The organism is Sphingomonas larreae (assembly GCF_051400595.1).
GTDB lineage: Bacteria > Pseudomonadota > Alphaproteobacteria > Sphingomonadales > Sphingomonadaceae > Sphingomonas.
The window spans coordinates 567,737-591,982 of the sequence record NZ_JBLFFI010000002.1; the positions used below are offsets into that span (position 1 = coordinate 567,737).

24 protein-coding genes and 1 pseudogene are annotated in these 24,246 nt (G+C 68.7%); 12 read left to right on the top strand and 13 right to left on the bottom strand.

All coding sequences use genetic code 11. The annotated features are described in order from the left end of the window. Positions 1-120 precede the first annotated feature (120 nt). The 4 genes from ACMGDM_RS10925 to ACMGDM_RS10940 all read left to right on the top strand — a co-directional run bounded on the left by ACMGDM_RS10925 (position 121) and on the right by ACMGDM_RS10940 (position 2,696). Positions 121-792 (top strand): energy transducer TonB, encoded by a 672-nt coding sequence (locus tag ACMGDM_RS10925; protein ID WP_436804144.1) that lies wholly within the window; start codon positions 121-123, stop codon positions 790-792. 64 nt (positions 793-856) lie between these two features. Continuing rightward, positions 857-1,648, top strand: coding sequence for a MotA/TolQ/ExbB proton channel family protein (locus ACMGDM_RS10930; protein ID WP_436804145.1), 792 nt, complete (start codon positions 857-859; stop codon positions 1,646-1,648). A gap of 116 nt (positions 1,649-1,764) precedes the next feature. After that, entirely contained in the window at positions 1,765-2,244 is a 480-nt protein-coding gene (locus ACMGDM_RS10935; RefSeq protein ID WP_436804146.1) for an ExbD/TolR family protein, read from the top strand. 23 nt (positions 2,245-2,267) lie between these two features. After that, positions 2,268-2,696: an ExbD/TolR family protein gene (locus ACMGDM_RS10940; protein ID WP_436804147.1), complete on the top strand. Its 429-nt coding sequence runs from the start codon at positions 2,268-2,270 to the stop codon at positions 2,694-2,696. 168 nt (positions 2,697-2,864) lie between these two features. On the opposite strand, the gene ACMGDM_RS10945 is transcribed toward ACMGDM_RS10940, so the two are convergent. Continuing rightward, on the bottom strand, positions 2,865-4,685 hold the full coding sequence (locus tag ACMGDM_RS10945; RefSeq protein ID WP_436804148.1) for a methyl-accepting chemotaxis protein: 1,821 nt from the start codon (positions 4,683-4,685) through the stop codon (positions 2,865-2,867). A 288-nt stretch (positions 4,686-4,973) separates the two neighbouring features. On the opposite strand from ACMGDM_RS10945, the gene ACMGDM_RS10950 reads away from it, so the two are divergent. After that, positions 4,974-5,426: a tetratricopeptide repeat protein gene (locus ACMGDM_RS10950; protein WP_436804149.1), complete on the top strand. Its 453-nt coding sequence runs from the start codon at positions 4,974-4,976 to the stop codon at positions 5,424-5,426. A gap of 72 nt (positions 5,427-5,498) precedes the next feature. Here ACMGDM_RS10950 and ACMGDM_RS10955 read toward each other — a convergent pair whose 3' ends face one another. Next, complete coding sequence (locus tag ACMGDM_RS10955) at positions 5,499-6,743, bottom strand: NAD(P)/FAD-dependent oxidoreductase (RefSeq protein ID WP_436804150.1); 1,245 nt, start codon at positions 6,741-6,743, stop codon at positions 5,499-5,501. A gap of 92 nt (positions 6,744-6,835) precedes the next feature. On the opposite strand from ACMGDM_RS10955, the gene ACMGDM_RS10960 reads away from it, so the two are divergent. From ACMGDM_RS10960 to ACMGDM_RS10970, 3 genes are all read left to right on the top strand, one after another. After that, complete coding sequence (locus tag ACMGDM_RS10960; protein WP_436804151.1) at positions 6,836-7,450, top strand: biliverdin-producing heme oxygenase; 615 nt, start codon at positions 6,836-6,838, stop codon at positions 7,448-7,450. 97 nt (positions 7,451-7,547) lie between these two features. Continuing rightward, positions 7,548-8,564, top strand: coding sequence for an LLM class flavin-dependent oxidoreductase (locus ACMGDM_RS10965; protein ID WP_436804152.1), 1,017 nt, complete (start codon positions 7,548-7,550; stop codon positions 8,562-8,564). Between the two features lie 259 nt (positions 8,565-8,823). Next, a complete protein-coding gene (locus tag ACMGDM_RS10970; protein ID WP_436804272.1) occupies positions 8,824-10,164 on the top strand; it encodes an L-serine ammonia-lyase in 1,341 nt (446 codons plus the stop codon). A 403-nt stretch (positions 10,165-10,567) separates the two neighbouring features. Here ACMGDM_RS10970 and ACMGDM_RS10975 read toward each other — a convergent pair whose 3' ends face one another. Then, the gene (locus ACMGDM_RS10975; RefSeq protein WP_436804273.1) at positions 10,568-10,996 is read right to left on the bottom strand and encodes a flagellar hook assembly protein FlgD; all 429 of its coding nucleotides are present in this window, start codon (positions 10,994-10,996) and stop codon (positions 10,568-10,570) included. 13 nt (positions 10,997-11,009) lie between these two features. Between ACMGDM_RS10975 and flgG the strand changes: the two are divergent. The 3 genes and pseudogenes from flgG to flgH form a co-directional block, all read left to right on the top strand. Beyond that, positions 11,010-11,726 (top strand): annotated as a pseudogene (gene flgG / locus ACMGDM_RS10980) (flagellar basal-body rod protein FlgG); the annotation flags it as partial. A gap of 5 nt (positions 11,727-11,731) precedes the next feature. Further along, positions 11,732-12,202, top strand: coding sequence for a flagellar basal body P-ring formation chaperone FlgA (gene flgA, locus ACMGDM_RS10985; protein WP_436804153.1), 471 nt, complete (start codon positions 11,732-11,734; stop codon positions 12,200-12,202). A gap of 15 nt (positions 12,203-12,217) precedes the next feature. After that, positions 12,218-12,985 carry a flagellar basal body L-ring protein FlgH gene (gene flgH / locus ACMGDM_RS10990; protein ID WP_436804154.1) on the top strand — a complete coding sequence of 256 codons (768 nt, stop codon included), beginning with the start codon at positions 12,218-12,220 and terminating at the stop codon, positions 12,983-12,985. 372 nt (positions 12,986-13,357) lie between these two features. Here the strand turns inward: flgH and ACMGDM_RS10995 are convergent, their stop codons facing one another. The 4 genes from ACMGDM_RS10995 to gltX all read right to left on the bottom strand — a co-directional run bounded on the left by ACMGDM_RS10995 (position 13,358) and on the right by gltX (position 17,088). Continuing rightward, entirely contained in the window at positions 13,358-13,969 is a 612-nt protein-coding gene (locus tag ACMGDM_RS10995; RefSeq protein WP_436804155.1) for a glutathione S-transferase family protein, read from the bottom strand. 186 nt (positions 13,970-14,155) lie between these two features. Then, positions 14,156-14,362, bottom strand: a complete 207-nt coding sequence (locus tag ACMGDM_RS11000; RefSeq protein WP_436804156.1) for a hypothetical protein — start codon at positions 14,360-14,362, stop codon at positions 14,156-14,158. A gap of 4 nt (positions 14,363-14,366) precedes the next feature. Next, positions 14,367-15,650 (bottom strand): citrate synthase, encoded by a 1,284-nt coding sequence (gene gltA / locus ACMGDM_RS11005; protein WP_436804157.1) that lies wholly within the window; start codon positions 15,648-15,650, stop codon positions 14,367-14,369. A gap of 13 nt (positions 15,651-15,663) precedes the next feature. After that, complete coding sequence (gene gltX, locus ACMGDM_RS11010) at positions 15,664-17,088, bottom strand: glutamate--tRNA ligase (RefSeq protein WP_436804158.1); 1,425 nt, start codon at positions 17,086-17,088, stop codon at positions 15,664-15,666. A gap of 155 nt (positions 17,089-17,243) precedes the next feature. Between gltX and ACMGDM_RS11015 the strand changes: the two genes are divergently transcribed. Beyond that, a complete protein-coding gene (locus ACMGDM_RS11015; RefSeq protein WP_436804159.1) occupies positions 17,244-19,253 on the top strand; it encodes a ComEC/Rec2 family competence protein in 2,010 nt (669 codons plus the stop codon). A gap of 150 nt (positions 19,254-19,403) precedes the next feature. Here the strand turns inward: ACMGDM_RS11015 and lexA are convergent, their stop codons facing one another. Genes lexA through ACMGDM_RS11045 form a run of 6 tightly spaced genes read right to left on the bottom strand, consistent with a single transcriptional unit; the run spans position 19,404 to position 24,139 of the window. After that, on the bottom strand, positions 19,404-20,069 hold the full coding sequence (gene lexA / locus ACMGDM_RS11020; protein ID WP_436804160.1) for a transcriptional repressor LexA: 666 nt from the start codon (positions 20,067-20,069) through the stop codon (positions 19,404-19,406). Positions 20,070-20,127: 58 nt separating this feature from the next. Beyond that, positions 20,128-21,306, bottom strand: coding sequence for a molybdopterin molybdotransferase MoeA (locus ACMGDM_RS11025; protein WP_436804161.1), 1,179 nt, complete (start codon positions 21,304-21,306; stop codon positions 20,128-20,130). Beyond that, positions 21,306-21,773: a cyclic pyranopterin monophosphate synthase MoaC gene (gene moaC / locus ACMGDM_RS11030; protein ID WP_436804162.1), complete on the bottom strand. Its 468-nt coding sequence runs from the start codon at positions 21,771-21,773 to the stop codon at positions 21,306-21,308. Before moaC ends, ACMGDM_RS11025 begins: the two co-directional genes overlap by 1 nt. Before the next feature lies 1 nt (position 21,774). Continuing rightward, the gene (gene trpC, locus ACMGDM_RS11035) at positions 21,775-22,560 is read right to left on the bottom strand and encodes an indole-3-glycerol phosphate synthase TrpC (protein ID WP_436804163.1); all 786 of its coding nucleotides are present in this window, start codon (positions 22,558-22,560) and stop codon (positions 21,775-21,777) included. Then, a complete protein-coding gene (gene trpD / locus ACMGDM_RS11040) occupies positions 22,557-23,552 on the bottom strand; it encodes an anthranilate phosphoribosyltransferase (protein WP_436804164.1) in 996 nt (331 codons plus the stop codon). The genes trpC and trpD overlap by 4 nt, the downstream gene beginning before the upstream one ends. Continuing rightward, entirely contained in the window at positions 23,549-24,139 is a 591-nt protein-coding gene (locus ACMGDM_RS11045; protein ID WP_436804165.1) for an anthranilate synthase component II, read from the bottom strand. Before ACMGDM_RS11045 ends, trpD begins: the two co-directional genes overlap by 4 nt. Between the last annotated feature and the right edge of the window lie 107 nt (positions 24,140-24,246).

The window sequence follows — 24,246 nt, forward strand, 5'->3', positions numbered from 1 at the left end:
GCGCGATAGGAATCGGCGGTCTGTGGCCTGCCCTTGGGGATGCTACGGAACGGTTAACAACCCCGGCCGGATCCGATCCGGCCACCAAAGGGCCGCAGGATGAGGGAGTTTCGTTGCTGAATGGCCTATTCTGACCAGAAGATGAGCGGAGGGAAGATCGGCGCGCTGGTGATCGTCGCGCTGATCCACGTCGCTCTCGGCTATGCCTTCGTTACCGGCCTCGCGACAAATTTCGTCAAGAAGCAGGTTGAGAAGCTGAACACGTTTGACGTCGAGGAGCCACCGCCCCCGCCGCCGGACGAGCCGCCGCCCCCGCCGCCCGACGTGCCGATGACGCCGCCGCCGGTGGTGTCGCCGCCGCCGATCGTGCAGAACCCGAACCCGCCGCCTGTCGCGATCGCGACGGTTCCGACCCCGCCGCCGGTCTATGTGCCGACGCCGACGGTCGCACCGCCTGCGCCCCCGGCACCGCCTGCGCCCCCGGCGCCAGCGGTGAGCAAGGCAGCCGGTCTGAAGGGTAACCCGGGCCAGTATTTCGGCGCCGACAATTACCCGCCCTCGGCGATCCGCGCCGGTGAGCAGGGGCGTGTCGTCGCCAAGCTGACTGTGGGCACGGACGGTCGGGTGACCGACTGTACGGTGACGACGTCGAGCAATTCCTCGGCGCTCGACCAGGCGACCTGCCGCATTGCCAAGGCCCGCGTGCGTTTCTCGCCCGCGCAAGATGCTGCCGGCAACCCGATCGCGTCCAGCTACACCCTTCCGGTGCGCTGGGTGCTTCCGGAGAATTGATCCGCGTGAACATGGCGGCGCGGACGCGTCTGCCGACAACATTTTGGCTTAAGGAAGACGAAGAATGATCATCAACATCCTCGCCGCGGGTGGGACCGCGGCAGCCGAGAACCAGTTCGGCCTGCAGCAGGCGCTCAAGGAAGGCGGCATCATCTCGCAGTCGGTGTTCACCATCCTGGTGATCATGTCGGTGGTGTCGTTCTACATCCTGTTCTCGAAGCTGTTCGAGCAGCAGAAGATCATCAACCAGGCGAAGCGCGTGCGCTCGAACTTCTGGACCAGCAACTCGCTGCGCGAGGGTTCGGCCAAGCTCGACAAGAACTCGGCCTACAAGCAGCTGGTCGACGACGGTCTGGCGGCGCAGGAGCAGCACTCGAAGCTGACCGATCCGGTCGAGGCGCATGACTGGCTGCACGGTTCGCTGGCGCGCTCGGAGTCGGCGATCAACTCGAAGCTGGGCGGTGGTCTCGCCTTCCTCGCGACCGTCGGCGCGACCGCGCCGTTCATCGGTCTGTTCGGCACCGTGGTCGGCATCTACCGCGCGCTGATCAAGATCGGCGCGTCGGGCGATCCCTCGATCGACAAGGTCGCCGGCCCGGTCGGTGAGGCGCTCATCATGACCGCGCTCGGCCTCGTCGTCGCGGTCCCCGCGGTGCTGGCGTACAACTGGCTGCAGCGCCGCAACAAGTCGATCGCGGAGGACCTGTCGGCCTTCTCGAACGACGTGCTCGGCTTCCTCGCCTCGAACGGCGCGGTGCGTCCGTCGCTCGGCACTGCCCCGGCGAAGGCGCCGGTGAAGCCCGCGACGGCGACCACGACCGCCGGCCAGACCGGTGGCGTGCAGACCCGCTCGTAAGGCAAAGGGGTATGCGGGGCCGCCGGTGCGGCGGCTCCGCCGATCACCTGCCGCCGTACCGGCGCTTCGATACGGAGCCTGGCGCGGCGGGACGAAGGAATAGGAAAGCCTGATCCATGGCGATGAGCGTTGGCGGTGACTCCGCTGCTGAAAAACCGATGTCGGACATCAACACGACGCCCCTCGTGGACGTCATGCTGGTGCTCCTCATCATCTTCCTGATCGCGGTTCCGGTCGCCATCCAGACGGTCAAGGGCATCACGCTCCCGAACGTCCGGTTCGACCCGACCACGACCAAGCCAGAGAACGTCTCGCTGTCGGTCACCTCGGCAGGCGACGGCAACTGCCAAGTCTACTGGGGTGTCACCCCGGTGACCCACCAGGAGTTGCTCGATCGCGCCGTGGCCAAGCTGAAGACCGAGATCGATCGGCAGGGCGGTGCGGGCAATCCCGACCTCGAGCTGCCCGAGGCGCATGTGCGCGCCGACGTCAACACGCCGTGGCGCTGCGTGGCGGGGACGATCTACAACATGCAGATGGCCGGCTTTGCGAAGGTCGGATTCATCTCGCAGCCGAAAACCGGCGACGCCGGCTAAGGCGAAGGACAGGAGTAGCTGACATGGCAATGAGTGGTGGCCGCGATGACGGCGAGCCGATGATGGAAATGAACACGACGCCGTTGATCGACGTCATGCTCGTTCTCCTCATCATGTTCATCATCACCCTGCCGGTGCCGACGCACGCGGTGAAGGTCGATCTGCCGGTCAACGATCCCAATGCGCGCAAGCCGCCGGTCGATCCGATCAAGAACAAGATCGCGATCGACGCCGCGGGTACCATCACCTGGAATGGTACGCCGGTGAATTCGACGGTGCTGCGCCAGTACCTCGATCAGTCGGCGGCGATGACGCCCGAGCCGGAGCTGCAGTTCCAGCCCGATCCGGCGACGCGCTACTCGGTGGTCGATCAGACGCTGGCCGACATCAAGCGCTCGAACATCACCAAGCTGGGGTTCGTCGGCAACGAGCAGTTCTACAAGGAATTCTGATCATCTGATCGGAGGTTCCAATGGTGGAGGGCGGTCCCGTGAGGGGCCGCCCTTCCCGTTTGGGCTCGCTGCGCTGGCCGCTTTGGATCGCCTAGCAAGCAAGGGGATCCCGGCATCAGGCCGGCGTGGCCGGCATCCGCATCCGGTTCGCCCGACGCCGCGGCAGACTCACCTGATCGACGACGAACGACGGACGTCGATCAGCTCGCGCGCGGGGGAGGTGGGTAGCTCCGCGATCCGGAACCGCTCGACCTGCTCGGTCATGGTCCGCACGAGGTCGTCGAGGCGGCGCGCCGCCTCGGTCGCCTCCTGCACCATTGCGACATTATCCTGCGTCGATCCGTCCATCTGCGCGACCGCGTCGTTGACCTGTTGCAGGCCGATGGATTGTTCGCGCGCAGCGTGGTTGATCGCGGCGACCAGCTCGGCGGCTTCGATCACGCGCGCCTTGATACGCTCCAGTGCGGCGCTGGCATCGGCCACCAGATCGACCCCGACCTTCACCTGCTGCACCGAAGCGGTGATCCGCACCTTGACATCGTGCGCCGCCTCTCCGGACCGCTGCGCGAGCGCCCGAACCTCGCTCGCGACCACGGCGAATCCCAGCCCGGCGTCGCCCGCCCGCGCTGCCTCGATCCCGGCGTTGAGCGCCAGCAGGCTGGTCTGAAAGGCAAAGCCGTCGATGACGCTGATGATCTCGTTGATCTCGGTGGACGAGTGCTCGATCCTCCCCATCGCCTCGGTGGCGCGACGGACTGTCTCGCTCAAGCGATCCGCATCGGCACGGGCGGCTCCTACGGAAGCGTCGGCGAGACTGGCCGTATCGGCAGTTTCCTGCACTGTCTGCGTGATCTCATGCATCGCCGCCGCGGTCTGCGCGAGCGAGGCGGCCTGGCGCTCCGTCCGCTGCGAGAGGTCGTCGGACGCGGCGCGTATGCCATTGGCGCTCGCGGCAAGCTCGCCGGCGCTCGTGCGCACCGTTGCGAGTGCCCCCGCCACCGCCAGCATCGCGGTGTTGAGGTCGGCGCCCAGCTTCGCGAACTCGCCCGCGATCTCGCCTTCCACCCGCGCGGTGAGATCGCCACGCGCGAGCGAGTCGAGCGCGCGGCCGATCTGCTCGACAACCTGACACGCCTGCGCGCGTTTCTGCGCCTCCGCGTGCGCCAGCTGCCGCTGCAGGTCGGCGAGCGATGTGGCCATCTGGCCGATCTCGTCGGATCGGGCGAAGTGCGGCACGGTGACCGCCGTGCCGTTGGCGGCGAGATCGTGCATGATCGAGCGTAGCTGTTGCAGCGGCAAGATCACGCTGCGCCGCGTGACGATCAGCCCAGTGGCGAGCCCGGTCGCGGTGAGCAGCAGCACCGCGACGACCAGCCCGCGCCCGGCTGTCGTTTCCATCGTATCGGCGGTACCGCGCAGCGCCGTTCCGGCGGCGCCGAGCCGAAGGATCTCCGCGTCCGCCACCTTCGAAGCGGCGCGCTCCGGGGGGCGAACATCGCGGTGGAAGCGCAGCAGCGCGCTGCGGCGGTCACCACTTTCGGCCTGATGCGCGACCCGTTCGAGCGCGTCGATGACACGGTAGGAAAGCGGGAGATAGGCCGCTGGCAAGGCGACCGGTGCACCGTCGCGCTTCAACGACGCCAGATCGTCACGCATCTGGCGAGAGCGTGCGGCAAATTTTGCCGCGATCGTCTGCCGCTCCGCCGGGTCGTCCTCCGTGACGAGGTTGAGCGCGTCTCGCTGCAACGAGCGGCTGAGTGAGCGGATCTCGCTAAGCATCAAGACGCGGTCCTGCATCGCCGCCGCGGCGCTGCTGGCGTCATGGATCTCGTTCGCGGCGTAGGAGGTCAGGCCGGCGAGGAGCCACAGCAGCGCGAGCGCGCCGAGCAGTGGAGTGAGCAGGCGGGCCGCAACGCTCCGCTTCAGCAGATGGTCACGACGGCCATCAGTCGACCCAGCATGGTCGGTCAGAAAGGCGGGTGCAAGCATGATAGTCCTGATAGAAAAGGTGATTTCACCGCAAGGACGCGCTGCGTCAGTCAGAGCCTGAATCTGATCCGATCCCGCGCTCATCCAGTAACTTTGGGACTAGAGCTATAATCCTGATCCTGCATGAGTCCGTATCATCGCGCGTCATACTTTCTTATGGTTGCGCGCAAGTGACAGCAACATCTCGCGAGATCTATCACTAAGCTTCTGATTTTCCCGCGCGAGCCCTCTGGGCACAGGAACGACAATCAGCATTCCTCATGTGCGTATCGGACAGCCACGCAATGGATGAGCACCGCTTGTGCCTTGTTCGGCTGTCAAAAAAGTGACATCATCATGTCACAAAACCGTAACCCGATCGTTGGTGCGGAAAGTGACAGGAGACGGATGATGGACATCGGTCGTGTTGCGCTGGTCGGAATGGCGCTGATGATGGTTGCCGGGCCAGCGGCCGCGCGGGATCGCGTCGGCTATCAGGCTATTTCCGCGGGCAGCCTCGCGAAGGCGGAACAGACCATCAACGCCGAGCGGGCGATCTTCCCGGAACGCCCGGAGTTGAAGCTCAACCTCGCCGCGGTCTACGCCCGCACGGGTCGTGCCGCACAGGCGCGGGCACTCTACGGTGAGGTGCTCGGTGATGCACCGGTCGCGATGGACCTGCCGGACGGTAGCATTTTGTCCTCGCACCTGCTGGCGCAGCGCGGTCTGGCACGTCTCGGCGCTACGATCGCGTCGCGCTAAGACGGCGCCGCTACGGTCGGGCGTCGGCGCGAACCCGTAGTGGCGCACAGCGTGCGTCGTTCGGCCTGGCGGTCACAGCGGCACGGCGGGGTCGGCGAGCGTGGCCGCGTCGCCGGTGGCGCCGGCGAGCACGAGCGCACGGCCGCGTACGAAGTCGCGCGCCGCATTGACGCAGTCCAAGGCGATGACCCGACCTGCGCGACGATAGATCACGCTGAACCGCCGGTCCTCGGGTGCGCCGCGGACGATCGCCTCGTCATGCCCCGCGGCGAGACCGATGGTCTGCAGCTTCAGGTCATATTGGGTCGACCAGAACCAAGGCACCGCGGCATAAGGCTCGTCGGTGCCGGTGAGATGCTTGGCCAAGGTGGTTGCCTGGTCGGCGGCATTCTGGACCGACTCAAGCCGGATGATTGCTCCGTTCGCGAACACGTTCGGATGCGCCGCGCAGTCGCCGATCGCATAGATGTCGGGCAGGCTGGTGTGGCAGAGCGCATCGATGATGACGCCGTCCGTGCCGTCCGCCCCCGCGGCGACGAGCGGAGCGACCGCCGGGATGATGCCGATTCCGACGATGACCATCTCCGCGGCGATCGTCTCGCCGCCAGCGAGGCGGACGCCGGTGGCCACGCCAGCGGCGCCGGTGATCGCGGTGACCTGCGCGTCGAGACGCAGCGCTACCCCATGCGTGCGATGCACATTGGCGTAGAAATCGGCGAGCGTGGTGCCCGCGACGCGCGCAAGAAGCCGTGGCTGCGCCTCGATGACGGTGACCTGCTTGCCGATTGCGGTGAGCACCGCTGCCGTCTCCAGGCCGATATAGCCGCCGCCGACCACAGCGACCCGCGTAACCCGTGGTAGCTCGGCGATCATGCGGTCGACGTCAGCGCGGCAGCGTACCGTGTGCACTCCGGCGAGATCATGGCCCTCGCAGGCGAGCCGACGCGCGCGGCCGCCCGCCGCCCAGATCAGGCGGCCGTAGCCGATCGCGGTGCCGTCCTCGAGCGCGACGCGATGCGCGGCCGCATCCACCGCAACGACGCGCTGCCCGAGCCGCATCGTCACCGCGCGGTCTGACCAGAAGCCCGGCGGGCGGATCAGCAGCCGCTCGCTCGCGCGCGCGCCGGCGAGATAGTCCTTGGAGAGGGGTGGGCGTTCATAAGGCAGATCGGGCTCGTCCCCGATCAGTGCGAGGCTGCCCGTGAAGCCGCGCTGCCGCAGCGCCGCCGCCGCCGCCGCGCCGCTATGCCCGGCTCCGACGATAACCGCGTCGAACCGTTCGCTTTCGTCCACGCATCGTCTCCCGGCGGCGGCCATCGATGCGCCGCGCTTGTCCGCATGCGCGATGCGGCGCACGGCTGGCAAGCACGCGCGTTGCATGCGGCGAGGCAAGCGACTAGCGCGGCGTCGTGACGACGAGCGCTTGTCCCTCTCCATCGCCGCCCACCGCGCGTACGCAGCGGCTGCGCGCCGCCACGAGCGCGGCCCACCAGCGGCTCGACGACGCAGTAATGGCGCTCGATCCTTTTGCCGATCGCACGCGATACGCGCTGCTGCTGACGGTGCATCGCGATTTCCACTCGCTGGTCGCGCCACTCTATGCCGATCCGACGCTTGCCGCGCTGATCCCCGACCTGCGCGAGCGGTCACGCCTGGCCGCGATCGAACAGGATGCGGACGATCTCCAGGTGCCGCTCGCCACGCCGCCTGAACCGCGGTTCGCGCCCGGTGCAACGCCCGATCGCGCGACCGCGCTCGGCTGGCTCTATGTGGCGGAGGGATCGAGCCTCGGTGCGGCGATCCTGCTCAAGGCGGCGGCCACTCTGGGGCTTGGCCCAAGCTATGGTGCGCGTCATCTCGCCGGCCATGCCGACGGTCGCGCGCGCCATTGGCGCACGTTCACCGCCGCGCTCGACGCGGCGGATCTCGCGGCGGACGAGGAAGCGCGCGCGACGGCGGGCGCGGTCGAGGCCTTTGCTGCGGTAGCACGGCTCGTGCAGCGGGTCGCTCCGGCCCGGGGCTGATCGCGACCGCGTCGCGCTTCGGCGCCCCCGCTTGTGGCTGCCCGGTCGCACCGCCACCTAAGGCGCGAGCGGGCCCTCCCGCTATGGGGTGATGGTGATGAAGAAGATTGGGTTTCTGTCGTTCGGCCATTGGTCGCCGACGCCGTCGTCGGCAACGCGATCGGCCGCGGACGTTTTGTTGCAGTCGATCGAGCTCGCCGAGGCAGCGGAACAGCTCGGCGTGGACGGAGCCTATTACCGCGTCCATCATTTCGCGCGCCAGCTCGCCTCGCCGTTCCCGCTACTCGCCGCGGTGGGAGCGCGCACGCGCCGTATCGAGATCGGCACCGGCGTCATCGACATGCGCTACGAGAACCCTTTTTACATGACGGAGGACGCCGGCGCGGCGGACCTGATCGCGGGAGGACGGCTGCAGCTCGGGATCAGTCGCGGCTCGCCCGAGCAGGTGATCGAGGGCTGGCGATATTTCGGCTATGCCCCGGCGGAGGGCGAAAGCGACGCCGATATGGGCCGGCGCCACGCCGAATTGTTCCTCGGGCTGCTGGAGGGCGAAGGCTTCGCGCAGCCCAATCCGCGTCCGATGTTTCCCAATCCCCCAGGATTGCTGCGGCTCGAGCCGCACGCACCGGGGCTGCGGCGGCGCATATGGTGGGGATCGGCGTCGGATGCGACCGCGGTCTGGGCGGCGCAGCGGGGCATGAACCTGCAGAGTTCGACGCTCAAGAAAGACGAGGGCGGCGAACCCTTCCACGTCCAGCAGGCGCGGCAGATCCGCGCCTATCGCCAGGCCTGGGCCGAGGCCGGGCACGCGTGGAGCCCACGCGTGTCCGTGTCGCGCTCGATCTTCGCGCTCGTCGATGATCGCGATCGCGCCTTTTTCGGCCAGGCGGAGGGAAGCGATCAGGTCGGCGTGATCGACGCAATGCGGGCGGTGTTCGGGCGGTCCTATGCCGCCGCACCCGATCGGTTGATCGAACAGCTGCGCGGCGACGAGGCGATCGCCGAGGCGGATACGTTGCTGTTGACCGTGCCCAATCAGCTCGGCGTCGAGTATAACGTGCATGTTCTGGAGGCGATCATGACGCACGTTGCACCGGCGCTGGGCTGGCGTTGACCCGCGCTGGTGGTTCCATCGCCGCCCGGCTTGATCCTCGATGGGCCAAGCAGAATAGTGGCGCGCAGGATAGCTCCGCCTGCCGCGCTGCCGACGTTTCGGACCGGAGCCTGGTGCGGTCGCGTCATGGCAGGACGAACGAGGCAGTGATCCACGCGGGTCGCCGTGAACGAGGCCGGGCGTGACCGGCCGGGGAGAGCGCGTGCAGACCGATCCCGCCTTGGCGCCGCTCGACCGCGGTGCGGCACGTTTAATCAGCGTGGCCGAATTGTTCACCATCGGGGTCGGCCCGTCCAGTTCGCACACGGTCGGACCGATGCGCGCGGCGCATGATTTCGCGCACCGGGCAGTCGCGCACGCCGCCGAGCTCAGCAACCTGCGCTGCGAGCTGTTCGGCTCGCTCGCGCTCACCGGCCGAGGCCACGCCACTGACACCGCGGTGATCCTCGGCCTTGCCGGCTGGCTGCCCGAGCGCATCGACCCCGACACGGCACCCGCGATCGTCGCCGCGGTGCGATCAAGTCAGGCAATTACATTGGCGGGTGTACGTAAGGTGCGCTTCGACTCGCAGGCCGACCTCATCTTCCATCCGCGCACGTTCCTGCCGCAACATCCCAACGGCGTGCGCTTCCATGCCGTCTATGCCGACGGGAGCACGCTCGAGGAGACCTATTTTTCGATCGGCGGCGGTGCGATTCTCCGGCTCGGCGCGCCGGTGGCATCGCACAATCTCGCGGTGGCGCATCCCTTCGCGTCAAGCGCGGAGTTGCTCGGACGCTGCGCTGAGACCGGGCTGAACATCGGTGCGCTGGTGCGCGCCAATGAGGAGGCGTGGCGGACCGCGTCGGAGAGCGACGCCTTCATCGACTCGGTGCGCGATGCGATGATGGCGTGCATCGATCGGGGCATGACGCAGGAGGGCGTCCTTCCCGGCGGGTTGCGCGTGCGCCGGCGCGCGCGGGCGTTGCACGAGGCCTTGTCGGCTGCGGCGCCGGAGCATAGCCCCGCGGCAGTATTTGAGTGGGTCAGCCTCTGGGCCGTCGCGGTCAACGAGGAGAATGCCGCGGGCGGGCGCGTGGTGACCGCGCCGACCAACGGCGCCGCGGGCGTGCTCCCCGCGGTGTTGCGCTTCTACGAGACGCTGGTGCCGGGCGCGACGCGGGCAGGGGCACGCCACTTCCTCTACACCGCCGCCGCGATCGGTATGTTGTACAAGAAGCGCGCGTCGATCTCCGCGGCGGAGATGGGGTGCCAGGGCGAGGTCGGGGTGGCCTGCTCGATGGCGGCGGGCGCCCTCGCCGCGGTGCTCGGCGGCAGCGACCGACAGGTCGAGAATGCCGCGGAGATCGGGATGGAACACAACCTCGGGCTCACCTGCGATCCGATCGGTGGCCTCGTCCAGATCCCGTGTATCGAGCGCAACACGATGGGCGCGGTGAAGGCGATCAATGCCGCCTATCTCGCGCTCCGCGGCGACGGCAGCCATGTCGTCAGCCTTGACGCTGTGATCGAGACGATGCGTCAGACCGGTGAGGATATGCGCAGCCAGTATAAGGAGACCAGCCTCGGCGGCCTCGCGGTGAACGTCGTCGAGTGCTGAACCGGCCGGGCGTCGCCTGTGTCAGCGCGCGTGATCGCCCTCACCGGTCGCGATGGGTCGGCGGCGCCGGCCGGAGTAGCGTACCTGAGATGGTGGCATGATGCGCGCTATCGCAAGGCAGGCGGTAGGCTGAGGAGGGAAGCGGATATCGTGACAGGTGCAGTGTCAGCATGGTGTCGCGCTTATAGGTCGTGATCGTGGTCTGTGGTGCTGCTTCAGCAAAGCTCACGGCCGACTTAAGTTCGTCCAAGCATCCGATCGCGGCGCACGCCTAAGCATTCCTGAGAGGATGCGCGCTGGCGACGCGCCGTCGACCCGGCGCGGTCCGTGCCTGCAAGCCGGGCAGGACCGTGCCTGTGCGCAGAAGCCGCGCCCACCTCAATCGATGAGCGCGGGTGCTCGTTCACTTGGCGCTAACAGCCTCGGCGCTGTCAATCGATAGCAGCGCATCGAGCGGATAATTGGTGCCGTCGACGCTGACGATCGCGCGACCGTCCAGCATCATCGCCGAAGTGATCGTCCCCGACGCGGTGATCGCGCCATTGATCGTCGCGCCGTTGATGTCCTTCGCCTCCAACGCCAGCGTGTAATTGCCCGCGGGCATCTTGCCGCCGACATCGCTGGCGCCGTCCCACACGACCTTGCCCTGGAGCGCGGGAGTCACCGCCATGGTCCGCACGACGGCGCCCTTGTCGTCCTTGATGTGAGCGATCAGCGAGCTCGGCTGCTGCGTATATTGGAACGACCAGTCGGCCGGCCGACCGTCACCGAGCCCGGCGACCGGCGTGTCGAAGCGAGCGTGACGACCGATGTAGGACGAGGCCTGCGACATTTCCTGGGCGGTCAGCTTGGCCAAGATGAACACGACCGCCTTCAAGCGGCAGCGCCCGGAGTTCGAGGACCTGCTCTATGAGCAGGTGAGCCGTCCCGGTGCGGCCACCAGCGCGGACGGCACGCGCGTGCCCGCGGGCATCCAGCTCGGCAGCGGCGTGCGCGCCGCGGGCGTGTACCGCGTGCTCGAGCAGGGCGCGACCACCGAGAGCAAGAGCAAGTTGGACATCGCGATCCAAGGTCAGGGCTATTTCCGTATCGCGTTGCCCAACGGCGAGACCGCGTACACGCGTGCGGGTGCGTTCAAGCTCTCCGATCAGGGCGAGGTGGTGACGACCGACGGCTATCGGCTGCAGCCGGACCTTACGATCCCCAACGGCGCCACCGACGTGACGATCAGCCAGACCGGGCTGGTCCAGGTCAAACTCGCCGACCAGACGCAGCTGCAGGACGTCGGCCAGCTCGATCTTGCCACCTTCGTCAACGAGGCGGGGCTGGAAGCGATGGGTTCCAACCTGTTTCAGGAAACCGAGGCGTCGGGCCAGCCGACCGTTGCCAATCCGGGCCAGCCCGGCTTCGGCACGCTTCGCCAAGGCTATCTCGAAGCATCGAACGTCAACCCGGTGGCCGAGATCACCGCATTGATCAGCGCGCAGCGCGCCTATGAAATGAACAGCCGTATCGTAAAGACGGCGGACGAGATGCTCGCGACCACTACCCAGCTGCGGTGAGGGTGGTGACGAAGGCACGATGCACGGGCGTGCTGGTCGCTTGGATGGCCGCGACCATCGCGGGCGCGGCAGCAAGCCAGTCGCGTCCGCCGGCCGTGGCGTCCGCGGTCGTGCTGGCGCAGCCGGTCGTCACCGGCACGGTGATCGGCGCGGACGACCTGCGTGCCTGGACGCCGGGAGACCCGCCGCCGATGCGCGGCGCGCTCTCGCCGTCTAATATCATCGGCCGCGCCGCGGTCCGGCGCCTCGCCGCGGGCGCGGTGGTGCGCGAGGGTGATCTGCGCGCGCCCCAGGTTATCCAGCGCGGCGAACCGGTGACGATCGTGCTGCGCAGCGGGACGCTGACGATCAGCACGCAGGGGCAGGCACTCAACGCCGCGGGTCTGGGCGAGCCGGTACGCGTGATGAGCGACTCCACACGGCGGACGCTGTCGGGGCGCGCCGAGGCCCCCGGCCGCGTCGTGGTCAGCGGGTAAGACAAGGAAGACGTGATGAAACTGGTGCCCTACCGCAACGCGATGCTGCTCGCCGCGATCGTGCCGCTGCTCGCGGGCTGCGGCGCGGTCGGCCGGCTCAAGCAGGTCGGCAAGCCGCCGCGCATCGATCCCGCGGAGGCCCCGATCGCGCCGACGGTCACGCCGTCGCTGGGCGACCAGGCACGGGACGGGCGTGACCCCGCCACGATGGTCGAGCCGGGCGGCAGCGCGTCGCTGTTCAGGACCGGCGCGGGCGCCTTTTTCCACGACCAGCGCGCGGCACAGGTCGGCGACATTCTGACGGTGCGGATCAGTATCGCCGACAGCGCGACGCTCGATAACAAGTCGAGCCGGGCGCGCAGCGGGAGCGAAAACGTCGGCCTGCCCAGCTTCCTCGGGCTCGAGGGCACGCTCAAGAAGGTGTTGCCGTCGGGAGCCAATCCGGCGTCGCTGGTGGATGCCAAAAACGCCTCGGGTAGCACCGGATCGGGCAACACGTCGCGTAGCGAGCAGATCAACACCGTGGTCGCTGCCACGGTGGTCGGCGTCCTGCCCAACGGCAATCTGGTGATCCGCGGTCATCAGGAGGTGCGCGTCAATTTCGAGCTGCGCCAGCTGCTGGTCAGCGGCGTCGTGCGGCCGCAGGACATCGCGCGCGACAACAGCATCCTCAGCAGCCAGATCGCAGACGCGCGGATCAGCTATGGCGGACGCGGTCAGATCACCGACGTCCAGCAGCCGCGCTGGGGACAGCAGGTGTTTGACGCGGTGTTCCCGTTCTGAAGTGAGCCGGCCAACGTTAACGCGCCGGCCGCTCCGCCTCCCGCTCGCCTTGCAAGGGAGGCGTCAGCTTGCAGCATGCGAAGCTGCTACTCATCAAAATTGCCTGAGAGCCTCGAGACATAGGTGTGCGCGCTTCAATGGAGGGCTTCTCTCATCTGTAGCGCGACAGCGTAGCGGTGACGGTCGGCGGCATCGATCCACCGCGTCGCGTAGCGCATCGCAGCGGATCGCGGCCCCGATCCCATTCCCGCGCCGCGACCGACTCGTGTCGCACGGAATTCGTGACGACGCGCCAGTCGTGGCGAGCCGCGGCCGCGACGTCACTCCGCGTCCGGCATTGTCGACGACAACGCGGCGACGATCACGAGACGTTCAGGGCATGTGCGCGACAAAGGCAGGTAGCGCGGCGGCGCGGAGCGACAGTGCCGCCAGGGCGGGCGCCTGCTGCACGCCGACGATGCCCGGCTCGACCGACTGTGCGAACTGCCAGGCGATCGCCGCGCTGATATCGGCCTGTTGTGGGCGAGGGCCGATCAGCCACTCGGGCGTCCCCGCGTAAGCGGCGTCGAGGAGAGTGAGCGATGCGCGCAGCTGCGCGTGGACGCGATCGAGCCATGGCTGATGCTGCTTCTCGGCCGGGCGAAGCCGGCGCTCGTACGCGATCTGCACCGCCTTCTCACAGGCAGCAAGCGCGATGCCGATCACATGCTGCGAGGCGGCGAACGCACTCAACGCGCTGGGCATCAGCCGGCGGTCGACCGCCGCACGGCGCTCGGCATAGTCCAGGATCAGCGTCGAATCGATCAGCAGCGTCCCATCGTCAAGGACCAGCGTCGGGGCTTTGACGATCGGATTGATCGCGGCGAACGCGTCCAGGTCGGTGAACACCGACAAGGGTTCCAGCGTGAAGCCGATCTCCATCAGCGTCAGCGACACCGCCACCCGGCGGACATAGGGGGAATCCAGTTTGCCGATGAGCCGCATCACCGTCCTCCGCGCCACCCTCGTTCGAGCCGTTCGAACCACATCGGGTGATCATCGAACTAGATTTTAGATCCGGCGCGGTCACCCCGTGTCGCGACCCGCCACGGCTATGCGCAGCTCGCTTGGATGGCGCCCGCGTATGCCGCAGCACGTGAGGGGAGACTGACGCGCCCGCGCGACGGGCGATCAGCGTCGCGGCCAGCGCCGGGCGAGCAATACCAGCAGCAGCCCCGCCACCGCGAGCGCACTGCCATAATCTGCCCACGGCCGCTGATCGAGCATGAAGCTCGACCGCGGCCAGTGAACGTAGCCCAGCCCCTGGCCGATCCAGAGCAATCCCATCAGCGTCATTGCGACGCCGATGACGATCAGGAGCGGCCGGAGCCGGCGCATCCAGTCAGCGCTGCGTCAGCGGAACGTAGCTGCGCTGCGTCGGCCCGGTGTAGAGCTGGCGCGGCCGACCGATCTTCTGGTCGGGATCGGTGATCATCTCGTTCCACTGCGCGACCCAGCCGACCGTGCGCGCGAGCGCGAACAGCGCGGTGAACATGCTGGTCGGGAAGCCGATCGCCGAGAGGATCACCCCCGAGTAGAAGTCCACGTTGGGGAACAGCTTCTTTTCGACGAAATAGCTGTCGTTCAACGCGATCTCCTCGAGCCGCAGCGCGGTCTCGAACACCGGGTCGCTGACGTTGAGCGCCTCGAACACCTCGCGCACGGTCTTGCGCATCACCGTCGCGCGCGGGTCGTAGTTCTTATAGACGCGGTGGCCGAAGCCCATCAGGCGGAACGGATCGTTCTTGTCCTTGGCGCGTGCGATGAACTCGGGGATACGCTCGGGCGTGCCGATCTCGTGCAGCATGTTGAGCGCCGCTTCGTTGGCGCCTCCGTGCGCGGGGCCCCACAGGCAGGCAATGCCCGCCGCGATGCACGCGAACGGATTGGCACCCGACGAACCGGCGAGCCGGACGGTCGAAGTCGATGCATTCTGTTCGTGATCGGCGTGGAGGATGAAGATGCGATCCATCGCGCGCTCGACCGCCGGGTTCACCTCATAGGGCTCGGCCGGCACGCCGAACGTCATGCGAAGGAAATTGCCGGTGTAGCTCAGCGAGTTGTCCGGATAGAGGAACGGCTGCCCGACGCTGTACTTATAGGCCATCGCTGCGATCGTCGGCATCTTGGCGATCAACCGGTGCGACGCGATCATGCGCTGCTGCGGATCGTGGATGTCGGTCGAGTCGTGGTAGAAAGCGCTCAGCGCGCCGACCACCCCGCACATGATCGCCATCGGATGCGCATCGCGACGGAAGCCGCGGAAGAACTGCGCGAGCTGCTCGTGCACCATCGTGTGGCGCGTGATCGTGCGAGTGAAATGGCCCAGCTCGTCGCCATTGGGCAGCTCGCCGTTGAGCAGGAGATAGCAGACCTCCATGAAGCTCGACTGCTCGGCCAGCTCCCCGATCGGATAGCCGCGGTGGAGCAGCACGCCCTCGTCGCCGTCGATATAGGTCAGCTTGGACTGGCACGAGGCGGTCGAGGTGAAGCCGGGATCATAGGTGAAGGCGCCGGTCTGCGCATAGAGCTTGCGGATATCGACCACGTCGGGGCCGACCGAGCCCGACAGTACCGGATATTCGAGCTCCTTGCCCGACAGGGCGAACTGGGCTGCTTCGGTCATGGATGGTCTCCTGTCAGGCTTTGTGGTCCGCGATCCGAGCGAGGCTCTCGTCGCGTCCTAGAAGGACGAGTACGTCGAAGATCCCGGGCGAGGTCTTGCGGCCGGTGAGCGCGACGCGCAGCGGCTGGGCGACCTGCCCCAGTTTGACGCCGGCGTCCTCGGCCACCTGCCGCACCGCGGCTTCGGTGGTCTCCGTATCCCAGTGGTGCAGCGCGTCAAGCGCGGCGTGCAGCCGGGCCAGCAGCGCCGCCGCGTCGCCGTCGAGCAGCGGCGCCGCGACGTTGTCGACCGCTAGCGGGCGCGTCGCGAAAAGGAAGGCGGTGCCATCGGCCAGCTCGTTGAGATTGGCTGCGCGCGGCTTCAGCGCGGGCATCGCGGCGGCCAGCACGGCGCGACGCGTGTCGTCGTGATCGAAGTCGAGCCGGTCGGCCACCAGCGCGGCGAGCCGCGTATCGTCGCTGACGCGGATATAATGACCGTTGAGATGTTCCAGCTTCTTCAGGTCGAACCGGCTTGGCGACTTGCCCACCGCGTCGAGGTCGAACCAGCGGATCGCGTCGTCGCGGCTGATGATCTCGTCGTCGCCATGCCCCCAGCCGAGGCGCAGCAGATAATTATCGAGTGCCTCGGGGAGGATGCCGAGCTCGTCGCGATACGCCTCGATCCCGACCGCGCCGTGGCGCTTGGAGAGCTTGGCGCCGTCGCTGCCGTGGATCAGCGGGATGTGCGCGTAGACCGGATCGGGCCAGCCGCCCTCCACCGCGTCCATCGCGCGATAGATCGGCAGCTGGCGGAAGGCGTTGTTGAGATGGTCGTCGCCGCGGATCACATGGGTGACGCCCATGTCGTGATCGTCGACTACCACCGCGAGCATATAGGTCGGCGTGCCGTCCGAGCGCAGCAGGACGAGATCGTCGAGTATGGCGTTCTGGACCGTCACTTCGCCTTGGACGCGATCGTGGATGGTCGTCGCCCCCTCGGTCGGCGCGCGCAGACGGACGACATAGCTCTGGTCCGCGGGCCAGTCGGTGCGGTCACGCCACGGCGAGCGGATCCGCAGCGGCTGTTTGGCCGCCTGCGCGGCGGCGCGCATCGCCTCCAGCTCGGCATTGGTGAGATAGCAGCGATAAGCGTGTCCCGCCTCGACCATCCGGTGCGCCACCGCGGCGTGGCGATCGGCGCGCGCGAACTGATAGACTTCCTCGCCGTCCCAATCGAGCCCGAGCCAGCGCATCCCGCTCAGGATCGCGTCGATCGCTGGCTGGGTCGAGCGCGCGCGGTCGGTATCCTCGATGCGCAGCCGGAAGGTGCCGCCATGGTGGCGCGCGTAAAGGAGATTGAACAGCGCGGTGCGCGCGCCGCCCAGGTGAAGGAACCCCGTCGGTGACGGAGCGAAACGAGTGACGACCTCGCCCTTGTTGATGTCGGTTGCGCTCAAGCGCGCGTGCTCCCAGGCTGGATGTTCGGATGGCTCGATCGGCCGCGTTCGCCCCTAGCAAAGCCTCTCTTCCGCATCAAATCGCGTGCCGCCTCGGCAACGCTTTGGAACGCTGGCTGGAAGCGGAGCGCGATCAATTATTTCTATGGTTGCCGGTGGCGCTCGGAGGCGGCGCGGCGCTGTGGTTCGTTCTGCCCGAGCGGCGCGAGTGGCTCGCGCTCCTGCTGGTGACGCTCGGGCTGGCGGCGCTGGCGATGGCGGCGTGGCGCGGTGGGCGTGCGGCGCCGTTCGTGGCGACGCTTGCGCTGGCGGTCGCGGCGGGGGATGCGCTGGCGTGGTCGCGGGCGCTGCGGGTGGCGGCGCCGACGCTCGACCGACCAGCGGTGGTGCGGCTGACCGGCACGATCGATAAGATCGAGCCGCTCCCCGCGCGCGGGCTGGTCCGCGTGACGCTGCGCGAACTGCGCTGGGCGCGGCCGCCGCGGCGTGCGCCAGTGCGCGTGCGGGTCAGCCTGCCGCAGACCGCGCTGCCGACGACACTGGGCCCGGGCGCGGTGCTGACGCTGCGGGCACGGTTGATGCCGCCCGCTCCCCCGGCGGTGCCGGGTGCCTATGACGCGGCGCGCGCGGCGTGGTTCGACCAGGTCGGCGCGAGCGGGCGCGGCTTCGTGCCGGTCGCGCTCCATGCTGGCGCCGCTGGCACACCGGGGGTGCGCGATCGCCTTACCACGCATATCACGACCGCGCTGCCGGGCAGCGGGGGCGGGATCGCGGCGGCGCTGGTCACCGGTGACATGGGCGCGATCGACGACGCCGATTCGCTGGCGATGCGTCGTGCCGGACTGGCCCATCTGCTCTCGGTCAGCGGCCTCCATATCACCGCCACGGTCGGGATCGTGATGACCGCGGTCCTGCGGCTGCTGGCCTTGTCGCGTCGGCTCGCGCTCACCGGCCGGCTGCCGCTCGTCGCCGCGGGGGCGGGGGCGATCGCCGCGATCGGCTATACCTGGCTGACCGGCTCGCAGGTGCCGACGATCCGGAGCTGCGTCGCCGCGCTGATGGTTCTCGCCGCCCTCGCGCTGGGGCGCGAGGCGCTGACGCTGCGGCTGGTCGCGATGGGTGCGCTGGTGGTGCTCGCCGCCTGGCCCGAGGCCGTGGTGGGACCGAGCTTCCAGCTGTCGTTCGCGGCGGTGGCGTCGATCGTCGCGCTGCACGAGCACCCGCGCATTCGCACATTGCTGATGGCGCGCGACGAGCCATGGCCGCGCAAGCTGGCGCGCGAGGGCACCTCGCTGCTGCTGACCGGCGCGGTGGTGGAACTGGCGCTGATGCCGATCGCGATCTTTTACTTTCACCAGGCCGGTGCCTATGGCGCGGTCGCCAATATCGTCGCGATCCCGCTGACCACCTTCGCGATCATGCCAGCGGTCGCGCTCGCGCTGCTGCTTGATGCCGTAGCGCTGGGTGCACCGGCCTGGTGGCTGGCCGGTCGCGCGATCGCGGCGCTGCTGTGGATCGCGCACACGGTCGCCGCGCTGCCGGGCGCGGTTCGCGCGGTCCCGGCGATGCCGTTGGGCGCGTTCGCGATGATGGTGACAGGAGGCATATGGCTCGCCTTATGGCGAACGCGGTGGCGCTATCTCGGCGTGGCACCATGGCTGCTCGGCGCCGCCTGGACGCTCGCGACCCCGCCGCCCGACCTGCTCGTCACCGGCGACGGGCGCCATCTCGCGCTACGCCAGGCAGACGGCGGCCTGGCGCTGCTGCGCGATCGCAGCGGCGGCTATGTTCGCGACGTGCTGGCACAGAACGGCGGCCTCGACGGCGTGCCGGGATTGCTCAGCGAGTCCCGGGAGGCCCGCTGCAATCGCGATCTGTGCTGGTGGCAGCGCCGGGTCGGCCCTCGCTGGCGCCGCGTGCTGGCGACCCGCAGCGGCTATTACGTATCCACCGCGCGCCTCGCGCCCCTCTGCGCCAGCGCCGACGTGGTTGTAAGCGAGCGCCGCGTGCCGCGGGCGTGTCGCGCGCGCTGGCTGACGCTCGACCGCGACGCGCTCGCACGGACCGGCGGCGTGGCTGTCACCTTCGCGAACGATCGGGTGGTGACGGTCCGCACCCCCGGCGACACGCACCCTTGGATCACCGCACCCGTCCCGCCACGGTAGCAAGACGTATGACGTTCAGGCGGGGCAGGTCGACGCCACCTCCTGACGCGCCCTGTTCCGGCGATCGCGCGGTCAACTTCTCCAGACGCGCCGAGCGCCGCGCGGAAGCCGTTCGAAGGCGTTACACGAGGCCCGCCGACGAGAACTCCGTCAATCGTAGCGGCGAAGGATCCCCGCCAATTTTCCCTGCACCCGCACCTGGGTTGGCGAATAACGCTGCGGATCGTAGGAGCGGTTCGCCGGATCGAGCCGGATCATTGCCCCCTCGCGCCGGAAATATTTCAGCGTCGCCTCGCTCTCGTCGATCAGCGCGACGACGATCTCGCCGTCGCGGGCCACCTCCTGGCGGCGGATCAGCGCATAGTCGCCGTCCAGGATGGCGGCGTCCACCATCGAGTCACCGGCGACCTCGAGCGCAAAATGCTCGCCGCTGCCGAGCAGCGCAGCGGGAACGGGGAGGGTGGTCGCACCCTCGAATGCCTCGATCGGAACACCCGCCGCGATCCGGCCGTGCAGTGGGATCTCGACGATATCGTTGGCAGGCGCCACCGGCTCGGCAGGGGCACGCCGCGACGGCGTTGCCGCGCGCTTCGGCTCTCCACGCTCGGGCGCCTTGAGCACCTCCAGCGCGCGGGCGCGATTGGGCAGGCGACGCAGGTAGCCGCGCTCTTCCAGCGCGCTGATCAGCCGGTGGACACCCGACTTGCTCTTCAGCTCGAGCGCGTCCTTCATCTCCTCGAACGAGGGCGACACGCCGCTCTCGGCGAGCCGATCCTCGATGAAGCAGATCAGCTCGTGCTGTTTGCGCGTCAGCATGTCCACATTCCTCCATCGCGAACGGATAAGGAACCTTTATGGAACATGTGCAGGTGCGTCAAGCGATCGTGAGGATTTCCGCCGAGTCGCCGGCGTGCGCCGCGGGAGCCTGTGGCGCACGCACAATCAGGCAGGTCGAACGTGCCAACGTGCGCAGCATCGAACTATCCTGGATGGTCGAGGCATAGACGCGGCCGTCGCGCAGCTCGGCGCGCAAATAGTCCGTGCGCTCGCCGTTGACCGGAAGGTCCTCGCCGAGCAGTGCGCTGGTGGCGACGGGGAAGGGCTGCGCCGCGCCGGCGAGGTGGGCGACGAGCGGGCGCACGAACAAGAGCGCGGTGACGAACGCGGACACGGGGTTGCCGGGCAGACCCACAATCGCGAGCCGACCGCGGCGCCCCGCCAGCATCGGCTTGCCCGGCCGCAGCGCGATACGCCAGAAGTCGAGCGTCACCCCTGCCGCGGCAAGCGCGGGGCGGACGAGATCATGGTCGCCGACCGACGCGCCGCCCGTCGTGACGAGCACGTCGGCGTCGACCGCGGTGAAGGCGGCGGTGAGCCGGTCGAGCCGGTCGGGCAGGATACCCAGATCGACGATCTCGACCCCCATGTCGGCGAGCAGGGCGCGCAGCAGCAGGCGGTTGGACTCGGGAAGGGCGTCGCCCGGCGTGCCCGGCTCCACCAGTTCGTCGCCCGTCGCCGCGAGCGCGACGCGCACCGCCCGCGCGACCGTCACGCGACCGACGCCGCCGGTCGCCGCCACCGCGAGCCGCGCCGCGGTGAAGCGTTCGCCGCGCGCGACCAGCTCGTCGCCTTCGGCGAAGTCGAGCCCGCGCGGGCGCACGTTGCGGCCGCGATGTGCCGGGCCCTCACCATGGAGCGTCACGCGCTCGCCGTCGCGGTGCGCCTCTTCCTGGACCAGCACCGTGTCGCTGCCCACCGGCATCACCGCGCCGGTGAAGATCCGCACCGCTTCGCCCTCAGCAAGCGTCCCCGCGAACGGCGCTCCCGCCGCGCTCTCGCCGATCACGTGCAGCGACCCGCCTAGATCGGCGAAGCGCAATGCATAGCCGTCCATCGCCGAGACGTCGTGCGCGGGCTGGGTGCGGCGCGCGCGCACGGGCTCGGCGGCCCAACGGCCGAGCGCCTCGCCGATCGGCACCTCCACCTTTTCGACCGGCGTGCCCAAAGCAAGCACGCGCGCCTGCGCTTCCTCGACCGGCAGCAACCCGGCCATCAGGCGCGCCAATCGCCCGAGCGGCCGCCGCGCTTCTCGATCAGCCGGACGCCGTCGATCATCATCCGTTTGTCGAGCGCCTTGGCCATGTCGTAAACGGTCAGCAGCGCCACCGACACCGCGGTGAGAGCCTCCATTTCCACCCCGGTCTTGCCATCCGTCGCCACGGTGGCGGTGGCGATCACCCCAGTCGCGTCGAGGTCGAGGTCGAGCGCGACGCGGCTGAGCGGGAGCGGGTGGCAAAGCGGCACGAGGTCGCTGGTGCGCTTCGCCGCCATGATCCCCGCCACGCGTGCAACCGCCAGTACGTCGCCTTTGGCGACCGCCCCGGCACGGATCGCGGTGACCGCGGCGTCGCTCATCGTGATCCGGCCGGTCGCCACCGCCTCCCGACGGGTCGGCTGCTTGGCGCTGACGTCGACCATATGCGCGGCGCCGGCGTCGTCGAGGTGAGTCAGCCCGCTCACGTCAGCCGACCAGCAGGCGCGTCGCCGCGGCGACGTCGTGCTGCCGCATCAGCGCCTCACCGATCAGGAAGCAATGCACATCGTGCGCTGCAAGCGAGTCCAGGTCGGCGCGGGTGGTGAGCCCGCTCTCCGCCACCAGCAGCGTCCCCGCTGGCGCGAGGGCGGCGAGTTGCTCGGTTCGGCGGACATCGACCTCGAAGGTGCGCAGGTCGCGGTTGTTGACGCCGATCAGCCGCGAGCGCAGCCGTGCCGCACGCTCGAGCTCGGCGGCGTCATGCACCTCGACCAGCACGTCGAGCCCCTGTTCGAGCGCCGCGGCCTCGCACTCGGCGAGCAGTGAGTCGTCCAGCACGGCGACGATCAGCAGGATCGCGTCGGCGCCGATGCTGCGCGCCTCGAGCGCCTGCCACGGATCGACGGTGAAGTCCTTGCGCAACACCGGGAGATCGCAGGCCGCGCGCGCGGCGATCAGATAGTCTTCGCTCCCTTGGAAATAGGGCGCGTCGGTCAGCACCGAAAGGCAGGCGGCGCCCGCCTCAGCATAAGCGCGTGCATGCGCCGGCGGATCGAAGTCCGGCCGGATCAACCCTTTGGACGGGCTCGCTTTCTTGATCTCGGTGATGAGCGCGTGGCGCCCCGCCATGACGGTCCGCTCAAGCGCGGCGACGAACCCGCGCGGCGCCGACTGAGCCGCGGCGCGCTCGCGAAGCTGGGCATCGCTCACGGCGGCGCGGCGGGCACGCACCTCATCGCGTTTGGTGGCGCAGATGTCGGCGAGGATGGTCATGCGTAGGCGATCCAGCGGTCTAGAAGCGCGTTGGCGTCGCCACGGTCGAGCGCCTCAGCGGCACGCGCGGCACCGTCGGCGAGCGTGGCGGTGCGACCGGCGAGCATCAGCGCAGCGGCCGCGTTGAGCAGCACCGCGTCGCGATAGGGGCCGTGCTCGCCGCCAAGCAGGCGGCGCAGCGCGAGCGCATTATACGCCGGGTCGCCGCCGCGGATCGCGCTGGTCGGATGGCGCGTGACGCCCGCGTCCTCGGGAACGACCCGCGCGGGCAGCGACACCGCGCCGATCGACACGACAGCGGTCGGTCCGGCGCCCGACATCTCGTCCAGCCCTTCCTCGCCGGCGACGACCAGCGCCGCCTCGCTGCCCAGCTCGGTCAGCGCGGCGGCGTAGATCGGGGCGTAATCGGGGCGCGCGATGCCGATGAGCTGGCGCGTGACATGCGCAGGATTGGCGAGTGGCCCCATCAGGTTGAAGATGGTGCGACGGCCGATGCGACGCCGGATCGGGGTGATGCGGCGCATCGCCGGATGATGGTTCCCCGCGAACAGGAAGCCGATGCCGAGCTCCGCAAGCGTCGCCTCGGCCTGTGCACCGGCGCGTTCCATGTCGAGGCCGAGCGCCTCCAGCGTATCGGCCGCACCTGCCTTGGACGAGGCCGCGCGATTGCCATGCTTGGCGACCGGCACGCCGCAGGCGGCGACCACCAGACTTACCGCCGTCGACACGTTGAGCGTGTGCTGCCCATCGCCGCCGGTGCCGCACACGTCGATCGCACCTGCGGGTGCGGTGATCGGGATCAGCCGGTCACGCAGCGCGCGCGCGGCGGCGGCGATTTCGATGCTGGTCTCGCCGCGCAGCGAGAGTTCGAGCAGGAAGTCGGCGATCGCATCCTCGCTCGCTCGCGCGTCGAGGATGTCTGCGAATGCCTGTGCCGCGCTCTCGCGCGACAGCGGCGTGGCCGGATCGGGTAACGCGGCCACGACGGTCATGCCGCCGCCCGGGCAACGTGATCTATCCCCGCCAACCGCAGGAAGTTGGCGATCAGCGCATGACCATGCTCCGTGGCGATGCTCTCCGGGTGGAACTGGACGCCATGGATCGGCAGCTCGCGATGTCGCAGTCCCATCACCGAGGCGTCTGCCGCGGTCGCGTTGACCGCGAGCATATCGGGTACGTCGGTGACGATCAGCGAATGGTAGCGCGTGGCGGTGAAGGGAGAGGGCAGGTTCTCGAAGACGCCGGAGCCGTCATGCTCCACCGGGCAGGTTTTGCCGTGCATCAACCCGCCGCGTACCACCCGTCCGCCGAAATACTGGCCGATCGCCTGGTGCCCGAGGCAGACGCCAAACAGCGGACGCCGCGCCGCAGCGCAAGCGGCGACCAGGTCGAGGCTGATCCCCGCCTCGTTGGGCGTACACGGCCCCGGCGAGATCAGGATCGCCTGCGCGCCGCTCGCCAGCGCTTCCGCCGCGGTCAGCTCGTCGTTGCGCACCACGCGCACCTCGGCCCCCAGCTCCATGACATAATGGACCAGGTTCCAGGTGAAGCTGTCGTAATTGTCGACCACCAGGATCATGCCACCGCCATAGCCGATGCGGGCCGCATCGCAACACGCGGCGTGGTCGCCGCGGCGAAAGGAATCTTGCACGCCGGCAAACATTCGACATAGCGGAGCCATGCCGC

Coding starts and splice junctions, on each gene's coding strand:
- ACMGDM_RS10925 (WP_436804144.1), top strand. CDS start 121: ATGGCCTATTCTGACCAGAAGATGAGCGGAGGGAAGATCGGCGCGCTG.
- ACMGDM_RS10930 (WP_436804145.1), top strand. CDS start 857: ATGATCATCAACATCCTCGCCGCGGGTGGGACCGCGGCAGCCGAGAAC.
- ACMGDM_RS10935 (WP_436804146.1), top strand. CDS start 1,765: ATGGCGATGAGCGTTGGCGGTGACTCCGCTGCTGAAAAACCGATGTCG.
- ACMGDM_RS10940 (WP_436804147.1), top strand. CDS start 2,268: ATGGCAATGAGTGGTGGCCGCGATGACGGCGAGCCGATGATGGAAATG.
- ACMGDM_RS10945 (WP_436804148.1), bottom strand. CDS start 4,685: ATGCTTGCACCCGCCTTTCTGACCGACCATGCTGGGTCGACTGATGGC.
- ACMGDM_RS10950 (WP_436804149.1), top strand. CDS start 4,974: ATGAGCACCGCTTGTGCCTTGTTCGGCTGTCAAAAAAGTGACATCATC.
- ACMGDM_RS10955 (WP_436804150.1), bottom strand. CDS start 6,743: ATGGCCGCCGCCGGGAGACGATGCGTGGACGAAAGCGAACGGTTCGAC.
- ACMGDM_RS10965 (WP_436804152.1), top strand. CDS start 7,548: ATGAAGAAGATTGGGTTTCTGTCGTTCGGCCATTGGTCGCCGACGCCG.
- ACMGDM_RS10975 (WP_436804273.1), bottom strand. CDS start 10,996: ATGTCGCAGGCCTCGTCCTACATCGGTCGTCACGCTCGCTTCGACACG.
- flgH (WP_436804154.1), top strand. CDS start 12,218: ATGAAACTGGTGCCCTACCGCAACGCGATGCTGCTCGCCGCGATCGTG.
- ACMGDM_RS10995 (WP_436804155.1), bottom strand. CDS start 13,969: ATGCGGCTCATCGGCAAACTGGATTCCCCCTATGTCCGCCGGGTGGCG.
- ACMGDM_RS11000 (WP_436804156.1), bottom strand. CDS start 14,362: ATGCGCCGGCTCCGGCCGCTCCTGATCGTCATCGGCGTCGCAATGACG.
- gltA (WP_436804157.1), bottom strand. CDS start 15,650: ATGACCGAAGCAGCCCAGTTCGCCCTGTCGGGCAAGGAGCTCGAATAT.
- lexA (WP_436804160.1), bottom strand. CDS start 20,069: ATGCTGACGCGCAAACAGCACGAGCTGATCTGCTTCATCGAGGATCGG.
- ACMGDM_RS11025 (WP_436804161.1), bottom strand. CDS start 21,306: ATGGCCGGGTTGCTGCCGGTCGAGGAAGCGCAGGCGCGCGTGCTTGCT.
- trpC (WP_436804163.1), bottom strand. CDS start 22,560: ATGACCATCCTCGCCGACATCTGCGCCACCAAACGCGATGAGGTGCGT.
- trpD (WP_436804164.1), bottom strand. CDS start 23,552: ATGACCGTCGTGGCCGCGTTACCCGATCCGGCCACGCCGCTGTCGCGC.
- ACMGDM_RS11045 (WP_436804165.1), bottom strand. CDS start 24,139: ATGATCCTGGTGGTCGACAATTACGACAGCTTCACCTGGAACCTGGTC.